This is a genomic window from Chthoniobacterales bacterium, assembly GCA_039930045.1.
Lineage (GTDB): Bacteria > Verrucomicrobiota > Verrucomicrobiia > Chthoniobacterales > DASVRZ01 > DASVRZ01.
On the sequence record JBDSQB010000001.1, the window covers coordinates 1 to 18335 of the forward strand.

At 58.5% G+C, this 18335-nt stretch carries 12 protein-coding genes; 8 read left to right on the plus strand and 4 right to left on the minus strand.

The window, feature by feature from the left end:
• The 8 genes from ABIT76_00005 to ABIT76_00040 all read left to right on the plus strand — a co-directional run.
• A partial coding sequence (locus tag ABIT76_00005) for an alpha-galactosidase (GenBank protein MEO7931516.1) occupies window positions 1–239 on the plus strand: 239 nt, incomplete at its 5' end.
• An 82-nt stretch (window positions 240–321) separates the two neighbouring features.
• Window positions 322–2250, plus strand: coding sequence for a sialate O-acetylesterase (locus ABIT76_00010; GenBank protein ID MEO7931517.1), 1929 nt, complete (start codon window positions 322–324; stop codon window positions 2248–2250).
• Between the two features lie 105 nt (window positions 2251–2355).
• On the plus strand, window positions 2356–3120 hold the full coding sequence (locus ABIT76_00015) for a prepilin-type N-terminal cleavage/methylation domain-containing protein (GenBank protein ID MEO7931518.1): 765 nt from the start codon (window positions 2356–2358) through the stop codon (window positions 3118–3120).
• Entirely contained in the window at window positions 3117–3635 is a 519-nt protein-coding gene (locus tag ABIT76_00020) for a hypothetical protein (protein MEO7931519.1), read from the plus strand. Before ABIT76_00015 ends, ABIT76_00020 begins: the two co-directional genes overlap by 4 nt.
• Window positions 3636–3653: 18 nt before the next feature.
• Window positions 3654–4550 carry a hypothetical protein gene (locus ABIT76_00025; GenBank protein ID MEO7931520.1) on the plus strand — a complete coding sequence of 299 codons (897 nt, stop codon included), beginning with the start codon at window positions 3654–3656 and terminating at the stop codon, window positions 4548–4550.
• Window positions 4551–4561: 11 nt separating this feature from the next.
• Window positions 4562–8650 (plus strand): hypothetical protein, encoded by a 4089-nt coding sequence (locus tag ABIT76_00030; protein ID MEO7931521.1) that lies wholly within the window; start codon window positions 4562–4564, stop codon window positions 8648–8650.
• Between the two features lie 110 nt (window positions 8651–8760).
• A complete protein-coding gene (locus tag ABIT76_00035; protein ID MEO7931522.1) occupies window positions 8761–9444 on the plus strand; it encodes a hypothetical protein in 684 nt (227 codons plus the stop codon).
• Between the two features lie 96 nt (window positions 9445–9540).
• Window positions 9541–11229: a glycoside hydrolase family 5 protein gene (locus ABIT76_00040; GenBank protein MEO7931523.1), complete on the plus strand. Its 1689-nt coding sequence runs from the start codon at window positions 9541–9543 to the stop codon at window positions 11227–11229.
• A 457-nt stretch (window positions 11230–11686) separates the two neighbouring features.
• On the opposite strand, the gene ABIT76_00045 is transcribed toward ABIT76_00040, so the two are convergent.
• From ABIT76_00045 to ABIT76_00060, 4 genes are all read right to left on the minus strand, one after another.
• Window positions 11687–12499 carry a prepilin-type N-terminal cleavage/methylation domain-containing protein gene (locus tag ABIT76_00045; protein ID MEO7931524.1) on the minus strand — a complete coding sequence of 271 codons (813 nt, stop codon included), beginning with the start codon at window positions 12497–12499 and terminating at the stop codon, window positions 11687–11689.
• 169 nt (window positions 12500–12668) lie between these two features.
• The gene (locus tag ABIT76_00050; GenBank protein MEO7931525.1) at window positions 12669–14264 is read right to left on the minus strand and encodes an MFS transporter; all 1596 of its coding nucleotides are present in this window, start codon (window positions 14262–14264) and stop codon (window positions 12669–12671) included.
• Between the two features lie 10 nt (window positions 14265–14274).
• Window positions 14275–16602, minus strand: a complete 2328-nt coding sequence (gene yicI, locus ABIT76_00055; GenBank protein MEO7931526.1) for an alpha-xylosidase — start codon at window positions 16600–16602, stop codon at window positions 14275–14277.
• A 795-nt stretch (window positions 16603–17397) separates the two neighbouring features.
• Entirely contained in the window at window positions 17398–18165 is a 768-nt protein-coding gene (locus ABIT76_00060) for a hypothetical protein (protein MEO7931527.1), read from the minus strand.
• Window positions 18166–18335 lie beyond the last annotated feature (170 nt).

Consider the following 18335-nt stretch of genomic DNA (forward strand, 5'->3'; position numbering starts at 1 on the left):
AGGTTCGTGTTTATCAAAAGTCGTTGGAGGATGGCGCTTCGGCGCTCTGTTACCTTAACATGGGAGAGAAGGAATCGACCGTCGCGCTGGACGGATTGGCTGGATATGGTTTGGGTGGAATCCAGCAGGTTCGCGATTTGTGGCAGCAAAAGGATCTAAAGAATGTAGAGGGATCGCTGCGCGCCACGGTGCGTCCGCATGGCGTGATGCTCTACAAGCTCACGCCACGAAGCAGATAATTATGCACAAGACGGAAGCCGACGGCCTGAAACCGCTTAAATATCCTTTCATCCAAATCAATCATCAATCCAATCCATAACCATGAAAACAGCATCCATACTTCTCACCATGTTAACTGTCGCGGCGACGACGGGAATTTCAGCGGAACTGAACCCGTTGTTTCAAAACAACGCCGTGCTGCAATGCGATACCCGCGTGCCGGTCTGGGGCACGGCGCGCGATGGCGAGAAAATCGCCGTGTCGTTTGGCGAACAGAAAGTTTCGACAGTGGCGAAGAACGGCGCGTGGAAAATCTGGCTCAATCCGATGAAGCCGAATGCAAAGCCGCAGACGTTGACCGTTTCCGGCGACACGACAAGCTCCGTCACCAACATCCTCGTCGGCGAAGTCTGGATTGCCAGCGGCCAGTCGAACATGGAGCGCGAGCTTGGCCCTCGCGCAGGACAACAGCCCATCACCGACTGGGAGCGGGAAGTCGCTGCGGCGAAGTATCCGGAAATCCGCCAGTTTTATGTGGCTCAGACAAAATCGCTCACGCCGCAGACGACGGTGAAGGGCGAATGGACTGTCTGCTCGCCGGAGACGGTCACGAAATTCAGCGCCGTCGGTTACTTTTTTGCGCGCGATCTTTTTCAGGCGCGGCACGTTCCGATAGGCATCATCCACAGTTCATGGGGCGGCACGCCGGCAGAGGCATGGACGAGCGAGGCTGCGTTGGGAAAACTGCCGGACTTTGCCGGACCACTCACAGAGCTCAAAAAATACACCGCCGATCCTGATTTGGCACAGCGCAACGCACAGGCCAAGCAGGAGGAGTGGTTCCAAAAAGTCGATCCCGGCTCGAAGACCGGCGCGGTGTGGAGCGCGGCGGATTTGGACACGAGCGATTGGAAGACGATGATCTTGCCGACTGTCTTCGAGAACGCGGGCTACCCGGGCTTCGACGGCATTTTTTGGTTTCGACGCGCGTTTGATTTGCCGGAGAACTGGAATGGTGTCGATGCGGAGTTGCATCTGGGCGGAGTGGACGACAACGACACGACTTGGGTGAATGGGGAATTCGTGGGCGCGACGATCGGCTACGATAAGCAGCGTGCCTATCGAGTGCCGGGCAAGTTGCTGAAACGCGGCACCAATGTCATTGCCGTGCGTGTGATGGACACGGGCGCGAATGGCGGCATTTATGGTGGGGGCGATGCAATGCGTCTGGATTTCAACGCCGGAGGGGAGACGGATTCCATTCCTCTTACTGGTTCCTGGTTGTGCAAACAAAGCGTCTCTAGGAAGGAAACAGGATTTCCTCCCGACGATTTCACTCAGAGCCCAAGCGCGCCGACGGTGCTTTACAACGCGATGATCGCGCCGCTGCTGCCGTATGCGATGCGCGGCGTCATCTGGTATCAGGGCGAGTCGAATGTCGAGCGAGAGCGGCAGTATCGAAGCCTGTTTCCCGCGATGATCGCCGACTGGCGGCAGGCGTGGGGCGAGGGGGATTTTCCGTTCCTCTTTGTGCAAATTGCACCGTTCCGCGACATGAGGCCGGAAATCCGCGAGGCGCAACTGCTCACGTTGCAGAGCACGAAAAACACCGCGATGGCCGTGACGATCGACTGCGGTGACGCCAACGACATCCATCCCGCGCACAAGCAGCCGGTCGGCGAGCGGTTGTCGCTGGCAGCGCGCGCGCTGGCCTACGGCGAGCACATCGAATACTCCGGGCCGATTTTCGACTCGATGAAAATCGTGGGTGCGAAGGCGGAGCTGCATTTCACGCACCTTGGCGGCGGACTCATCGCAAAGGAGGGCGAACTGAAGGGCTTCACGATTGCCGGCGCGGGCGAGGCTTTTCACCCCGCACAGGCGAAGATCGTTGGCGAGACCGTCGTGGTGAGCGCACCCGACGTGCCTCAACCTGTAGCCGTGCGCTACGGCTGGGCGAACGTGCCGGAGGGCAATCTCTTCAACCGCGACGGGCTGCCAGCGTCTCCGTTTCGCACGGATGTGGATTAGATGTTAGTCGGGGAACTCCGCGCGGCAATATGATGTAAGTTACTGTAACTTCCACAAAATCACAGGCTAGTGATGCATATACAAGGTATGGACATATTGTGACCTGTGAAACTGGTCCTCCCAACGCCTCCCACCCTCTTCATCCCGCGCATGATCCCACATGCGGCCAAATCCAGCAACACCCGAGGCTTCACGCTGGTTGAGTTGCTGACAGTGATCGGGATCATCGTGTTGTTGATGGCGTTGGTGATGCCAGCGATGAACGGCATCAAGGGAGGGACGGATTTGAAAAGCGCCACCACAGAAATCTCCGGCACGCTGGAGCAGGCGCGGGCTTATGCGATGGCCAACAACACCTTTGTTTATGTCGGATTTCAGGAAGTGGATGTCAGCAAGGCCGACAGTGCCACCCCACAAACCTCTGGCACGGGCCGGTTGGCCGTGGCAGTCGTGGCATCCAAAGACGGCACCCGCTTCCCTACCTCCGCCCTCACCACCAATATCGTGGCCATCTCCAAGTTGCAGCGTTTTGAGAATCTGCACATGGGCCCCCCCGCGACCACCATCGCCCGGCCCACGCAAAACAACGTGTTGGTCTCCGATGGTTCGATTGACTTGGCTGCCGAGGCGTTTTCCTGGCCCTTGGGCGGGACGGCTAAATACAAATTCAAAAGGGTCATCGAATTTGATCCCCAGGGCGTGCCACGTCCTCCGCAAGGCTCTCCGAGCAAAGGTTGGACCGAGACCATAGTCTCCCGGCTGGAGATCGGGCTACGGCAATCCAAGGGGAATACCGACATTGCCAGCGCCACAGAATCCGCCATCCAGTTGGATGGAGTCACCGGGGCCAGCACCATTTACCGGCCATGAAATCCTTTTTCTCTCGGGTCTGCACCCAGCGGATCACGCGTCACGCCTTTACCTTGGTGGAAGTAACGCTGGCATTGGGAGTCGCGTCCTTTGCATTGGTGGCCATTTTCGGCCTGCTCCCGGTGGGCCTCACCAGTAATCAAAACAGCTACGAGCAAACGGCTGCCGCCTCGATTGCTGTCAGCATCAGCGCGGACTTGCGGACTGCCGCCACTACGGCCATCGCCTCACCTCTATTCGCTATTGACATGCCGACGGCAGGAACGGCCGTCAAAACCACGATTTTTTTTAAGCAGGACGGCAGTCTTTCTGGGACAAAAAACGCGAATGCAGATCCCACGCAAAACCCCCGCTATCGCGCCACTATCGTTATCAAAACGGCTTCAACCACGGACAAATCGACTGCCGTCCGAATCCTTATCACCTGGCCGGCCCTGGCTGATAAAACGGCGGCGACCGATCCGGTGAATTTTAGCGGCTCTTTGGAAACCCTCACCATGCTCGACCGCAACTGACCGCCGCCATCTCCCCCCATGCGCCCTTCATCCTCCTCCCCCGCCTTCACCATCATCGAGTTGCTGGTCTCCATGACCGTGCTCACTCTGCTGATCGTGATGGTCTCGCAAATGGTCAGCAGCGCCACCGCCGTCACCACCAGCAGCCGCAAACACATCGACGCCGATGGACAGGCCCGGCTGATCTTTGATCGCCTGGGCGGAGACCTCGCCAAAATGGTCAAGCGCAGCGACGTCGATTACATCTTTTCCAAGCAGACAGGGAACGATAAAATGTTCTTCTACAGCGAGTCCCCGGCCTTCTACAGTGGCGCCGCGGATGCCGCCAGTCCCTTGGCCTTGGTCGGCTGGAGGATCAACGCCAGCAGCCAGATGGAACGACTTGGCAAACAACTCAGTTGGGACGGCCCCGCCAGCGCCCTGCCCGGCGGCATGGTATTCCTGACCTACCCCGCCCCCACCACCGCTGTCCCCAGCCCAACGCCCTACCCCGCCAGCCAGCTTGACGCCGTCTGGGCGTCCACCGTGGGTGCCTCCCCCTCCTTCAGTGGCACCAGCGACGACTATCACATGGTCTCCGATAGTGTCTGCCGCTTGGAATACTGCTTTCAAAATACCGACGGCACCTACACCAATGGACCCGCCACCACACGCAGCCTCTCGGGTTACTCCGCCATCGTTGTGGCCCTGGTCATCCTCGATCCCCAATCCCGTCAGATCGCCTCCCCGGCAACGGTCGGGGCCGCCTTCACTGATCCGACTGATTTGGAAATCACCCCTGGAGGAACCACCCCGCCCAAACTCATGGCCACCTCCTGGGAAGACAAGCTCAAAGCGGGCATCCCCGGAATCCCCCAGGCTGCCTCCTCCCAAATCCGCATCTACCAGCGTTATTTTTATCTCAACGCCAAATAGCGCTTCCCTCTATGCAATCCCCCCAGCCTTCAGGTTTCAAAGCCTCCTCCGGCGCCGCCCTGATCATCGTCCTGACCTTTGTGGTTCTGCTGGCCGGCCTCATCGTCGCCTTCTTTTCCCGCTCCATTTTGGACCGGCAGATTTCCAACAGCAGCGCCACCCAGGCCAAGGTTGAACTCCTCGCCCAGGGAGCCGCCGCCCAGATCATTGCCGATTTGAAAACGGAAATCGCCGCCGGCTCCACCATCACCACACCGGCCCCCGGCGTGAACATTTACAGCCCCAAAGCCAGCCTTTCCACCGTCCCTGCCCTCGTCGGCTCCACCGGCACGGGAGGCCTGGAAAACCTCGTCAAACGCAGCGCCTACAACCAGCCTTTTTATCCAACTACCGGCTACGATGCCAACGGCAGTAAACGCGCCGCCAACGTTTCTTCCACCCTCCCCTCCCAGAACGGACGCTTCATCTCCGCCGCCCGCTGGAACAAGCCCCTTCTGCTTCCCACCACCAGCGGCACCAACTTGGTTCCCAGCGCCGCCGGCTACACCGCGCCAGATTGGGTCCTGGTCGCCCGCGACGGCACCAACCCGACGACTTGGAACACCAACCTCATCGCCACCAGCGCCACCACCACCAGTGCCGTGGCGGGCCGCTACGCCTACCAAATTTACGACGAAGGTGCCCTCCTCGACGCCAATGTGGCTGGGTCCCCTGTCAACGACGGAACCGCCCAACCTGTGGGCACCATCGCGCCCTACAAAAGCGCCCTCGCCTACGCCGATCTCACTCAAATTCCCGGCCTCAGCACCCTTCCAGTGGCCGATCAGGCCAAAGTCATCAACGCCCTCGTCGGCTGGCGTAACTACGCCTCTGGTCAGGCAGCAGGAACCTTCCCCTCCTACACCTCATTCGGCACGGCCACCGCACCCTCCACCCTCACTCCTTTCGACCTCTCGGTTTTGGGCAACACCAACGGCTTCCTCCAAGCCGCCAATACCTCCCTCACCAACGGCCAGTCCGACCGCCTCTTCACCAGCCGCCAGCAACTCATCAAACTTCTCCTGGCCATCGGCAACACCGTCACCACTTTCACCCCGGCGTTGCAACTGCAGACCCTGCAATACCTCGGCACCTTCTCCCGCGACGTCAATCAGCCGTCCTTTGTTCGCACGCAGTCCATGGATGCCTCGGGTCTCGGCTATGATTCGGGCGCGCCGAAGATCGCAGCGGTCGCATCGGGCGGGAACAATGCCACCGGCCTGGACGCGGCGATTAACCCGAGCTTTCCGGCGGTGCGTGTGAAGGCGGCGTTTGCCCGCAACGATGGCAGCCAGGCCGTGGTGGGTGAGCCTCTTGTAAAGAAGCGCTTCGCACTGAACCGCCTGGCCTGGCTCACCTGCAAAGGCTCCAGCCAGCCGAGGGCGTCGAGCAGCGATGCGGATATTGTCGCTCTCAAGGCTACGGGAATCACCCAGGCGTGGCTGGAGCAGGGCACGGATGCCAATATCCTGAAATACTTTGGCCTGAAATGGAACGCAGGCCTCTGGGAATATCAGCATGGAAGAGACACCGCCCGAGGCCCGATTAAAAAACTCACCTATCCCACCGATGGTGCCGGCAAGGACGTGGTAACTTCCAATCGCGAGCCGAATTTCTTCGAGTTGCTGAAAGCCGCGATCAACGTGGGATCCATCGGCAAAACGCTCACGGCTCCCGGCGCGGGTGATGTGACGTTCCAATCGCAATACAATACCGACGTCTCCGTGGATGCCAGCCTCATCCGTATGGGGGCGAATATCATGGATCAGTTTGACACGGATGGATATCCCACCCGCATCTCCTTTGACGATGGGAGCGGCTCAAAGGAATACGTCGGCGTGGAGAACCTTCCTTACATTTACCGGGTGAGAAACGGGCTCATCAAGATCGCCGAGCCGAAGGTGTCAGATGGCGGCAGCCCATACCAGAACTGGTATTGGGATAGTAGAACCATCACGGATACAGGGGTCGGCGCACTTATGCAGTATGTGGATATCTGGAATCCGCACGATTACAGCACGACAAACCTGTCCCAAACCATGGGGGCGGAAGGCCCGTCGGATCAAACGGGTCCGCAGTTCCGCATGGTGGCCACAAGTGCTGCGGCGGCTGGCGTGGCTGTCTGGGCCGTCCCCTACACAAGCTACAATGTCGCCTCCACAGAACAGGCCGCATCACCCGGCTATAATACGATGTATGGCTTTCCGTGGAGTAGCGAGCCAAGGAGTCTCACGGAGGCGAATACGGAAATGACGTTTCAGATCGGGCGCAATGCCACCGGTGCCGGCCTGTTTCGGGAGCCGACGATTCTCTTCCAGCCGGGCAAGCCCACGGGCAGCAATCTCACGGCAACAGCCATTAGCAACAAGGACAGCGGCCTCCTCGGAATAGTGGCCAACACGGCGGGCTTCTTTGCCAATGGCGGATTGAGGAGCGCCGTTGATACCACCGATGGAACCGGCTTGCCTGTCAAGGAAACCGGCTACATCGGCATCTACTTTGGATGCCATCCGCTCCAGTGGAAAATAAGCGGTTCCGTTACGAGATGTCCCGGACAGCAAAGCATCCTCATAGGCTCCTCCGGATACATGACTTACAAGTTGCAGTGCAAAGGGCCGGATGGGAGCTGGGTGACCTACGATCAAAAGTTGATGAACCCCGGCACTTGGGACACCTTGAATCAATCGCTGATGGGGACATCGGAAGCGTGCTTTCTTCTTCCCAAAGTGGGCGCTGGAAACTTTGCGATGAGCGTGGATCCACGCTCGGGCCGCTTTGGGATGATGCATGGCTGGGCGTCGGACGAGGCATATTTCATTCCGCCTTTTCACGCCGAATTCAACAATGGGACCTACCCCAATCGCAGTGGCTGGTTGAACAAGGCCGAGGGCATTGTCATCTCCAATCGCAATGGTTATGCGGGCGGCGGTCCCGTGCCTGCAAATAAAGCAGGCTGGGCCCCCACTTCCGCGATGGGTTGGTTTCCAGGAAACTGGGATCCTGCCGGAGACGGTTCTGAACCCATGTTTCGTCCAGGAATCTTTGCGCAAAACGATCCCTCTTATCTAACGGCAAGAAGCGTCTCAGATCAGACGGGCTATGGCAGCGACCCAACACCGCCGAGAGCCGGTGTCGGCACTTTGGCCACTTATTATTCCGATCCGGACGGAGTCGTGAGGCGCGCAAGCGCGGCCTATGTGAATGGCACCCAATACGTTTCGACGGCCATCAACAAAGCGAGCCCCGCGCCGGGCCAGCCCATGGCCACCGCCAATGACGATGGAACGACACGCACCTCGCAAAGCGACAGCCGGCCGATCGTGCTGAACAGGCCCTTCCGCACGGTATCCGAACTTGGCTATGTTTTTTCCGGCACGCCGTGGAAGAACCTCAATTTCTTCACCCCGGAGAGCGGCGACACGGCGTTGCTTGATGTTTTTTCGATTCAGGACACGGGTAATACCGATGCGCTGGTCGCTGGTAAAGTGAACTTGAACACCCGGCAATGGCCAGTCCTGCAGGCGATCATCGCTGGAGCCTATAAAGATGAACGGACCATGACCACCATCGCAGGGGGTGCCGCAGCCGAAGCGGGCAACATTGCCGGAAAACTTGTGGCGCGAACCACTGGCCTGACCACCAACGGACAAGCTCCTTCGCCTTCAACAGCCCAACCGCTGCAAAATCCCGGTGAACTGGTGGGTAAATGGAAAACTGGCAGTTCCAAGACTCTCCCGGCCACTGGCACGAAGACCGCTTACGACGCAAGCGTCGCCTACGATGGTTTTAGTGCGGATTTGTCGAGCGTCCTGACTACAGGCGCAGACACAACCGTTCAGCGCTATCGTGAAGCTGCCATGAGGGCACTTTCCAGCAGTGGCCAGACGCGGGTCTGGAACCTGATGATAGACGTGGTGGCGCAAACGGGACGCTATCCGCAAAGTGCAACCGCATTGGACAAATTCGTCGTCGAGGGCGAGCAGCGCTACTGGGTCCATGTGGCCATCGACCGCTCCACGGGCCAAGTCATCGACAAACAAATCGAGGTTGTTAAGGAATAGATATGAGAGCCTTATATTATATTTTCAGCGCACTACTGACTTTGACAGCCGTGAGGTCAAATGGGCAAACTTCCAAGGCTGCTTCCCCGGTTTTGCCGGAAGGACCTCTTGTGGCAAAAAATGCTCCAGATTTCGCGGCGTGGACGGTTACCACCACTCCCGTCTCGACATCGAACCAAAGCCAGCAGGGCAACCAGGCATCGGGGCAGGGGGACGAATCAAAGAATCAACCGCCGTCTCGTCGGGTGATGCAGGTCGTGAAGACAGGGGATGTCCGCTTTGTGCGAATTGTGGAAGGCGGCAGCAAGAGCGAGAGGTGGTGCAAAGGCGCGTTCCAAGTCATCAAGCGACCGGAGTGGCGGGAACTGCTTCTATCCACCGGAGAAAACCGTGCGGATCCCGCGTGGCTTGATTTCGGCGGCGGCGATTTCGCAGGGTTCGATTGGATTTCCGCCCAGAATTTTATCGGAATTCAAAAAGTGGGAGACCGCAATTGTCTGGTTTTCAAGGGCGAGATTCAACCCGGGAATTTCCAATCGAAGCGTGTCTTTTTCGGCCTTGATGGGAAGCAGGAAAATACAAAAATTCCGGAACCGGAGAAGGTTGCGGTCGTGGCATACACCGACTTCGAAACTCGTCTGCCCGTTGCATTGATGATGGACAAGGATTCTACGATTTACCAGTTTGGCCCCCCACCCACCGCCATGCTCTCCATGCCGCCTGAGTTTCAGTCCGCCATGGACGGATACGCGAAGCAAATGCAACTCCTGCTCCGCAGGCCGTCGCGGCCATGAGCGTTGGGCGTGCCCCCCAATCTAAACAACCCATTGGACAAAACTCAGCGTGACGCTTCAACAGACTGCCACAGGTGCGACTAATTTAATCCAATTATGAATAAGAAAACCAATCAGGGCGGATTCTTTCGCAAGCTGTTTAACCTGCTTTTGTTCCTGGGCATTGCATTTGGCTATGTGATGTATCGCTACGACGAAAGTCCGAGACAGGCCTGGCGGCGCATCGAGAATTTCATCCAAACGAAGCCTGCGCCGACCGCCACGCCGACTCCCACACCCGTTGCCACTCCAGAGCCTACCCCCGTCGCCACGCCTACCCCCGAGCCTGCCCCCGAGCCGACGCCCGAGCCTGTCGCCACTCCAGAGCCAACGCCCGTTCCGACCGCCACACCAAAGCCGGTTGATCCCGTAGCATGGCTGATCTCCCACAAGGCTTATTGGCCACGCGAGGTGGCGCTTTCGGAGACCTTGGACTTTCCCGCAGTGCAAGGCGGCAAGGTCGCTGGTTCCATAAAGGTGCCAGCATCCAGAAATGTATCGGTGATTGAAATCACGCCAGATGATGTTGTTGTCGCCTTTGCGGGAGGGCAGAGACGACTGCCGCACAAAGCCACCAATCTCTCCGCACTCGCAGTGGCCGCAATGGAGAAGGCCAAGGCGGAAACCTCCCAGACCGGCGTGTCGGCAGATCAGGCAGGCATTGTTCAAGAGCAAACTCCTCCCTCCATCCTGCCGGCAAAAATGAAAGGTCTTGATGCCTGGACGGCGGTCGGTCAAATGACCCCCGGTATCAACATCGGCAACACCTTTGACAACGTCTCGCATTGGGAAACGGGCTGGGGCAGTCCGCTCATCACGGAGGGATTCATCCAGAGCCTTGCGCGCACAGGCTTCAAGAGCGTCCGGTTGCCCGTTGCCTGGGATACTTTTGCCGATAAAGGCCGCATCACGACGCAACAGTTCCAGCGGATTGATGAGCTAGTCAACTGGATCACCGAAGCCGGGATGTTTTGCGTGATCAACATCCACTGGGACGGGGGCTGGATCGACTCCGACGTGAAGGAACGCTATCCCGACACCCACCATACCTTCAGTCCCGAGGCGGAAAAAAGGTTCCGATCTTATTGGGAACAGATTTCCCTCCATTACGCCGATAAGAAAGAGAAGCTCATCTTCGAGGCCCTCAACGAAGAAACCAACTTTGAAAACGAGGGGTCGGTGGAGAAGGCGTATGCCACGCTGACCCGCGTGAACCAACTGTTCATCGACACGGTGCGCAAAACTGGCGGCAACAACGCGCAGCGTCTCCTGATCGTCCCCGGCTACTCGACGGATTTCGGTAAGACGTGCGAAAAAGAATACCGCCTGCCGAAGGATACAGTCCCCAGAAAGCTGTTCGTCTCGGTCCACTACTACACGCCTTGGACCTTTGTGGGGATGAACGAAGACGCGTCATGGGGCAAGATGAAGCCCACCTGGGGCAGCGAAGAGGACATAAAGCAGTTGAACGACCTCTTTGACGGGATGAGCGACTTTTCCAAGCACAACGATATCCCGGTTTACGTCGGCGAATTCTCGATGTGCTCCAACAAGGAGAAAGCTTATAGCGTCCTCTGGACCAACTCGGTATTCCAAGCCGCGCTGAAAAGGAAAATGGTTCCCGTGCTCTGGGACATCGGCGGTGCAATATCCCGTCGCGAGCCATACGAACCGAGCGAGGAACTCTCCGATATGCTGCGGAACAAGGGGAATCCATCCACAACCCCAGCCTCAACACCGCAATAACCGGTCGGTGCAAATCCTGCGAAAGCCGACCCCTCTTGCTCGCTCGTCGCACTCGGGCAAGTTGAAAATTGCTTTGTCTCTTCTGCGGCAACATGGATGGCCTCATCAACATCTCCCAAGGCGTCCATGCGTTTTTGAAACTGCATGACGTTCCTCCCCTGTGGAATGTTGATGACCACGGCCATGACCGTGCGACATGGGGCAGTAACTTCTATGACTTCGCGTACAAAATGTTTCGCTGACCTCGTGCGGAGCCCTCGCGATATGCGTGTGCTTTCAAAATCCCTCGTAATCCTGATTTCCTAGGCGAAGACGCTGGATGCAACAGCCCGAAAATGACGCCAAACTAGCCGTCCCTGGCCGCCACCTTGTTGACGCCTGCCTGAGCGCTGTTTTTAAGCGAGCGTCATCGCAATCAGCAGACTCGTCGCTTGCAGGAAATGTCCGCTTGCACGCGTCATTGAACCCCAACCAAACTGGGATCGAACCAAAATAGCTTCTTCGCATCGGTATCGTCGGTCACATCCTTCTTTGTGAGAGCCTCCACATGTCCATCTGCGAAGACCACATTGCATTTCCCTCCATTGCGAAACGCCATGCCGACATTGTTGGTCTGGGCACTATCCGCCGATTCATTCCAGTTTAGGCGATATTGCATGCTTCCTTTACAATCGCAAGACTCGTAAAACATGATAAACCGCGATGGCTTAGCAACACTTTGCATCCGTATCTTGCCTGGTGTCCCCATGGCATCAGACCAATAAATGTTGTAAGCGCCCGGGTCACCGGCTTGGGTGTGACTCCAGGCTGTCATATTCATGGCGATGGTGCGACTGCGACCATCAGTGGGAGGACTGCTCACCTTTACGTTACTCCCTGTCTTCAGGGCTTCGGGATATTCATTGCCCCAAGCAGGCCAATAGTAGTCCCCACCGTATCCAGCCCCCACTCCAAGATTTTTTATGAACGGGATATACGCGAACCAAGGAGAACCGTAGGGATTACCATCTCCAAACGGGGCATTTCCGACGAAGAACCCGTCGTACTCGCTCGCGTAAAGAGCGTCGGCAGCTTGGATGTGACGCAGGTGCGCCACAGTCTTGGCCGAACCCGCGGCTTTGCGGGCCGAGTTGACCGCAGGCAACACGATGGCAGCCAAGATGGCAATAATCGCGATGACAACAAGGAGCTCGATCAAGGTAAAGGCTCGGTGGCAAGACGGGCTCCGCAGAGCGATTCGGGAAAAGTGATGTCGGGACATGGTTGCCATAAATGGAGGGGTTACAGTACTAAACTAAAAGTTCCCGGACATTCAGCAACTCACGGCAATGCGGAAGATTTGTTACAGTAACGAACATCGGGCCATTGGTGTGTCCGTTTTGCCCTTTTGTTCCGTGAATTAGATAACAAGCCGCGCTCAGTTGAAATAGACCATACGATCAGACTGTGCCCCGGCGGTTCTCGAGTTGACGGCGAATCTCGGCCATCTTTTCTTGGGTGAGCGGGAAACGCATCAGGGCAATGACCGACAAAACAAGGCCGACGACAGGGATGACGATGAACAGGAAGCGGATCATGAAGATCGTGAACGGGGTCTGGGTGACAAGGTTCGAGTCGAAGCCGACCCACTGGAGAATGAAAAACGAGATGCCGGCGCCGAGGGCCATGCCGACTTTGTTGATCCAGGAGCCGCAGGCGGAGAACGACCCTTCGCGACGGCGGCCGCCTTCGAGTTCGTCGTAGTCCATGACGTCGGCCCCGATCGATCCCATCAGCATCCAGAAGCCGACGCCGGTGAAGGCGATGGAGCCGGAGGCAAGGAGCTGCAGCCAGACGATGTGGGGAGTGTAAAGCCACCAGGTGCCGATGAACACGGCGATGGCCATGCAGAACACCCACATCAAAGCGTGGATTTTTCCCAATCGGTGCGAAAGAAATGTGAAGAACGGAATGCCGAGGAAGCCCATCAGCATGGCGGTGACGCCCATGAGCGAGTTGTAGAAGTTACCCTCGGAGGTGTTGCCGCGGCAGACGTAATAGATCGTCACGGCGAAGCCCAGCGTGCCCACCATGCTCAGGCCCATGTTGTAGGCCATCTGCATGCCGAGCTGGATGCGAAACGGCCGGCACTGGAGGGTCTGCCAGAGCGTTTCCTTGATGGAAATCCGCTGCTGTCCCTTCGAGACGAGCTTCGTGTAATAGCGCTCGCGAACCAGGGCGGTGCAGGCGAGGCCGGCGATGATGATGAGCAGTCCGCACATCACGAGATAGACCTGCGCGCCGAGCAGCATGTTGGGCTTCGCCCCGTCGGCGGCGGACTGCCATGCCTCCGTCGTGGTGAAAAGCAGCTTGATGCGCTCAAACACATTCGAGCTGTCCGCGCCCACCCACACGGCGCGCGAGAAGAAATTGCCGAAGAAAAACAATCCCAGCTCGGGGACTTTTTGCACCGCGCTTTTGAACGAAAACACGCTGGTTCGTTCGTGATAGTCCGGCGTCATTTCGTTGCCGAGGCTCTGGTAGGGCATGTTGAAGCTGCTGACGATCGGCAGGTAGAGCGCCGACGAGAGGATCATGAACCAGAAGCAAGTCGTGGGAGACCAGCTCGGGCTGACCGCGAGCAGGAACGGCAATGCGATGCCCGCCAACAGGCAGCCGATGAGCATGAAGGGCCGGCGGCGGCCCCAGCGGGAGCGGGTGTTGTCCGACAACCACCCGAAGAACGGGTCGGAGATCGCGTCGAACACGCGGTTCAGGATTACCGCCACGCCGATCTGCCACTGCGGGACGTGCAGGTAGAGTCCGAAAATCTGAAACGCGATGGTCGGGTAGAGCCAGTGCCCGAAGATGTCGGGGAACGTGCCGAGGCCGTAGCCGATCTTTTGCCGCATCGGCACGCGGTCGCTCGTCTTTTCGCCGCCCGCTGGCAGTTGCGGATGGGGGGGCTCGCCAACAACGCTGACGCCGGGGTTGGGGACGATCTCGAAATTTTCTTTGAGGTCGTCCCGATTGTCGCTGGGGGTGTTGTCAGGCATAAACGCGGGGTTAGAAATGGACGGTCATGGAGCGGGCATCCTTGTCCGGCACGATGAGCGTGCCGCCGGCGTCCGCTTGCAAGGCGCCGCCCTTGACAGATTTCACGCCGTCGATGCCGATGAGCTGCACGCTCCAGGGTCCGGTGTGCGGTCCCGTCAATTCCAGCGTGAGGCTTTCGTCCGTCCGCGTGGCGGTGAGGGAACGCGAGGTCGCGCCGTCGAGCGCCGGGATTTCGCAGGTGGCCGTCGCGCCTGCGGCAAGCTGGTAGATGCGGAAGGTGACGCCCTCGGCGAAGTCGTAGTCGGGCCGGTCTTCGCAGGCGCCGAGCGGCAGGATCGTTCCCGGGCGCACGAACAGCGGCAGGCTGAAAAAGTCGTGCTGCGCGATGTGCCAGGAGCCGCCGGCCAGGGATTCGCCGGTGAGAAGGTGCGTCCACGTTCCGGCCGGCAGGTAATAGCTCACGCGGCCATCTTCCGTCATCACGGGCGCGACGAGCAGGGCGTCGCCGAGCATGTATTGACGGTCGAGCGTATCGCTGGCGGGGTCGTCGGGAAACTCCAGCAACATCGCGCGGAGCGTCGGGCGGCCCTTTTTATGCGCTTCGACGGCCCGGGCGAAAAGGTAGGGCATGAGGCGGCACTTGAGCTTCGTGAAGGTGCGCAGGACATCGCAGGCCTCCTCGTCGTAGGCCCACGGGATGCGGTAGCTGGAGTTGCCGTGCAGTCGGCTGTGCGAGGAAAGCAGGCCAAAGGCGATCCACCGCTTATAGACCGCCGGGCTGCCGTTGCCCTCGAAGCCGCCGATATCGTGGCTCCAGAATCCGAAGCCGCAGAGGCTGAGGGAAAGCCCGCCGCGCAGGCTCTCGGCCATCGACTCGAAGCTCGACCAACAATCGCCGCCCCAGTGCAGAGGAAAGCGCTGCCCGGAGGCGTAGGCCGAGCGCGCGAACAGGACGGCCTCGCCCTTGCCCCGCGCCGCTTCGAGCGCGTTGAAGACGCATTCGTTGTAGATCACGCTGTAGTGATTGTGCATGCCCTTGGAGTCGGAGCCGTCGTGCCAGGCGACGTCGGTGGGAATGCGCTCGCCAAAGTCCGTCTTGAAACAGTCCACCCCCATGTCGAGCAGACGCCGCAGATGGCTGGCATACCACTCGCACGCGGCGGGATTCGTGAAATCCACGATGCCCATGCCCGGCTGCCAGAGGTCGGTCTGCCAAACACCGCCGTCCGTTTTCTCGAGCAGAAAACCGCCCTGCTTGCCTTCCTCGAAGAGCGGCGACCGCTGCGCGATGTAGGGATTGATCCACACGCAAATTTTGAGCCCGCGTTCGTGCAGGCGCTGGAGCATGCCGGCCGGATCGGGAAACGTGCGCGGATCCCACTCGAAATCGCACCAGTTGAACTCCCTCATCCAGAAGCAGTCGAAATGGAAGACATGCAACGGAAGGTCGCGTGTCTTCATTTCCTCAATGAAGCTCGTGCAGGTCTCCTCGTCGTAGCTCGTGACGAACGAGGTCGTCAGCCACAGACCGAACGACCACGCCGGCGGCAGGGCGGGGCGGCCCGTCAACGCCGTCAATTTTTCGATCACGTCGTGCGGCGTCGGGCCGTCGATCACGAAATACTCCAGGCTCTCGCCCGCCACGCTGAACTGCGCGCGGTTGGTCTTTTCCGACGCGACCTCGAACGACACGGGGCCCGTCTCGTTCACCAGCACGCCATAGCCGCGATTCGTCAGGTAAAACGGCACCGCTTTGTAAGCCTGATCGCTGCTCGTTCCGCCGTCCTTGTTCCAGTTCTCCACGACCTGGCCATTTTTCACGAACGCCGTGAAGCGCTCGCCGAACCCGTAAACGCACTCGCCCACCGCGAGCGAAAGCTGCTCGAAAAGGAAGTTCCCGCGGTCCTGCCATTGCGCATACCCGAGGTTGCGCCAGGCGCTCTTCGTGAGCAGGCGGTCGCCGGACTCGAACCGCAGTTCCCACCCGCCGGTCTTCAATCCCACGCGGGCGGTCATGCTGCCCGAAGTGATCGAGGCCTCCGACTCGCCGATCGAAATTTCAACGGGCATCGCAGGCAGCGGCTGCAGCGGAATTTTCGGCCCGCGCTCGAGATCGCCGGAGTAATGCTCGATCCGCACCTTGATGATGCCTGGCAGCACCGCGCTCAAACGCAGCGTAAGCAGCGGTCCCTGCAAGGTCTGGCCGCGATGCCGGACGACCTGCGTCGTCGCATAAACGATCAAGTCGTCGCCGTCGCGGACCGCTTCATAAGCTTCCGCCGCGTAGTGGGCGGTGACACCGGGTTGATGGAGCCAAAGGCCGTCTGTAAATTTCATAAGTTGTCGAAATACCGGCCTCTTGCGAGCCGGGGATATTGAGGATGTGGGAAACTGGCGGGACTGCAATGCGCGAAGTCTGCACCCCAAAACGTTACAGTATCATTTTCACCGTAGGAAGGGCATTTGTCGAAACGAGCGCAGGTCGGAATCCGTGCTGTGGGTAGTCATGAAATCCAGTCACCCGGTTTCTACGACGCACTGGTGCCTTGGGAAGCTGCGCTGCGGCTGAAGGCAAACGAGCGCAGGTCGGGCATGGCCGCACCGGGAGCGCCGTCAACGAATTTGAAATACACCGCGTGGCGGCCGCTGATGTTTGCAATCGGGATCGTGAAACTGCGCCAGGTTTCTCCCGCATCCTTCGGATGGTCGATCTGCGCCGTCGCCCACCGCTACGGCGCAAGGCGCGCCGACGACTTGGGCAAAGAGGTAGTATTTGTCGTTCACCTTCACGATGTCTGGCGCGTAGAATTCGTAGTCAGACCACGGAATGTGGTCTTTGTGTCCCCTCACTGTTCCGCGAGCTGAGGACGACGCCGTGATCCTTTCAGTTGTTGAGATCGTTGAGTGGAGCGGACCAGACCTTCAGAATATAGTCGCAGAACCGCTCGGAGCCGTGGAGGTAAACACGATCACCGCAAACCTTCGGCTCGCCGTCCGGATTTCTCAAAAAATACTCGTGAAGGTAGAGTCAGACATGGATTACGCGGCAGCGGACACTCCTCCCTTCTGAGTGGATGTCTGGCACTCCCGAAATCCCCAAAAAAAGCTCCGGGAATCTGTCGTCCTATAACGTCATTCGCGCGCAGTGCGGGCCGCACGGGTGAAGGGCAGCCGCTTCCGCTGGTTGTAGCCGATCAACCCGACCAGACCCACCGCACCGAAGACCGTCGAAGGCTCGGGAACCGCAGTGACGAAACCAAGATCATCGTAACGTATGAAATTGTTTTGGGAGAGCTCAAATTTCACGATGGGATTGCTAATTGTGGTTTTGAATCCATGGAAATACACGTCGTCCGCGGTTGCTCCCGATGTGCTGACGGCGACGGTGGGAGCGTTCTGAAAGTAAACTGTCAGCACTGGAATGCGACTGGCGTCATTTCGATCCAAGCTGAAGATTCCGAGTTCGATCAGCGGCGTGCTCGGCGTGAAGGTTCGGGTGGCACCGTTGCCGGCGAGACCCAATTCAAACGCCCCGGAAGTCGCTTCGCTGCCGATGTTCCCTTGGTTGATACCACCGGCGCCGGCACCTTCGGTATAAGTAAAAGTGTTTAGCAAAGTGCCACCATTATTCACCGTAACGGTCTCTCCGTTGTTGACGCTGAAGCCGCCAACATTGTCAAAATTCCACACGCCACCGGTATTGGCGGTGTATGCGGTTGCGATGTCTGACGCAAAAGTCGTGGCGTTGACAGTATTCCCGGTGGCTTCTTTAAGCGGCTTACCGTTCGTGTTCATGACTCCCACCGTGGTGGTGGAAAAGTTGGTTGCTGTTGCGGTGGTGATGGAAGCGGCGAGGAGGAGCGCGGCAGCGCATCCGGTGAGTGCAATTTTAGGATTCATAGAGAAACGAGGTGCCATTTTCATAATGGTTTGAGGGGGTAATTTGGGGTGAGTTTGTGGATGTTTATTTCCGTGTGCTGTAATATCACCCGTCCAAGAATGTTTCTACGTTCGCGGCCGAAAATGTGATGTTACAGTATTTTCCTTGGCTGTGTGCCCAAAATGAGAGA

Coding starts and splice junctions, on each gene's coding strand:
- ABIT76_00010 (MEO7931517.1), top strand. CDS start 322: ATGAAAACAGCATCCATACTTCTCACCATGTTAACTGTCGCGGCGACG.
- ABIT76_00020 (MEO7931519.1), top strand. CDS start 3,117: ATGAAATCCTTTTTCTCTCGGGTCTGCACCCAGCGGATCACGCGTCAC.
- ABIT76_00025 (MEO7931520.1), top strand. CDS start 3,654: ATGCGCCCTTCATCCTCCTCCCCCGCCTTCACCATCATCGAGTTGCTG.
- ABIT76_00030 (MEO7931521.1), top strand. CDS start 4,562: ATGCAATCCCCCCAGCCTTCAGGTTTCAAAGCCTCCTCCGGCGCCGCC.
- ABIT76_00040 (MEO7931523.1), top strand. CDS start 9,541: ATGAATAAGAAAACCAATCAGGGCGGATTCTTTCGCAAGCTGTTTAAC.
- ABIT76_00045 (MEO7931524.1), bottom strand. CDS start 12,499: ATGGCAACCATGTCCCGACATCACTTTTCCCGAATCGCTCTGCGGAGC.
- ABIT76_00050 (MEO7931525.1), bottom strand. CDS start 14,264: ATGCCTGACAACACCCCCAGCGACAATCGGGACGACCTCAAAGAAAAT.
- yicI (MEO7931526.1), bottom strand. CDS start 16,602: ATGAAATTTACAGACGGCCTTTGGCTCCATCAACCCGGTGTCACCGCC.
- ABIT76_00060 (MEO7931527.1), bottom strand. CDS start 18,165: ATGAATCCTAAAATTGCACTCACCGGATGCGCTGCCGCGCTCCTCCTC.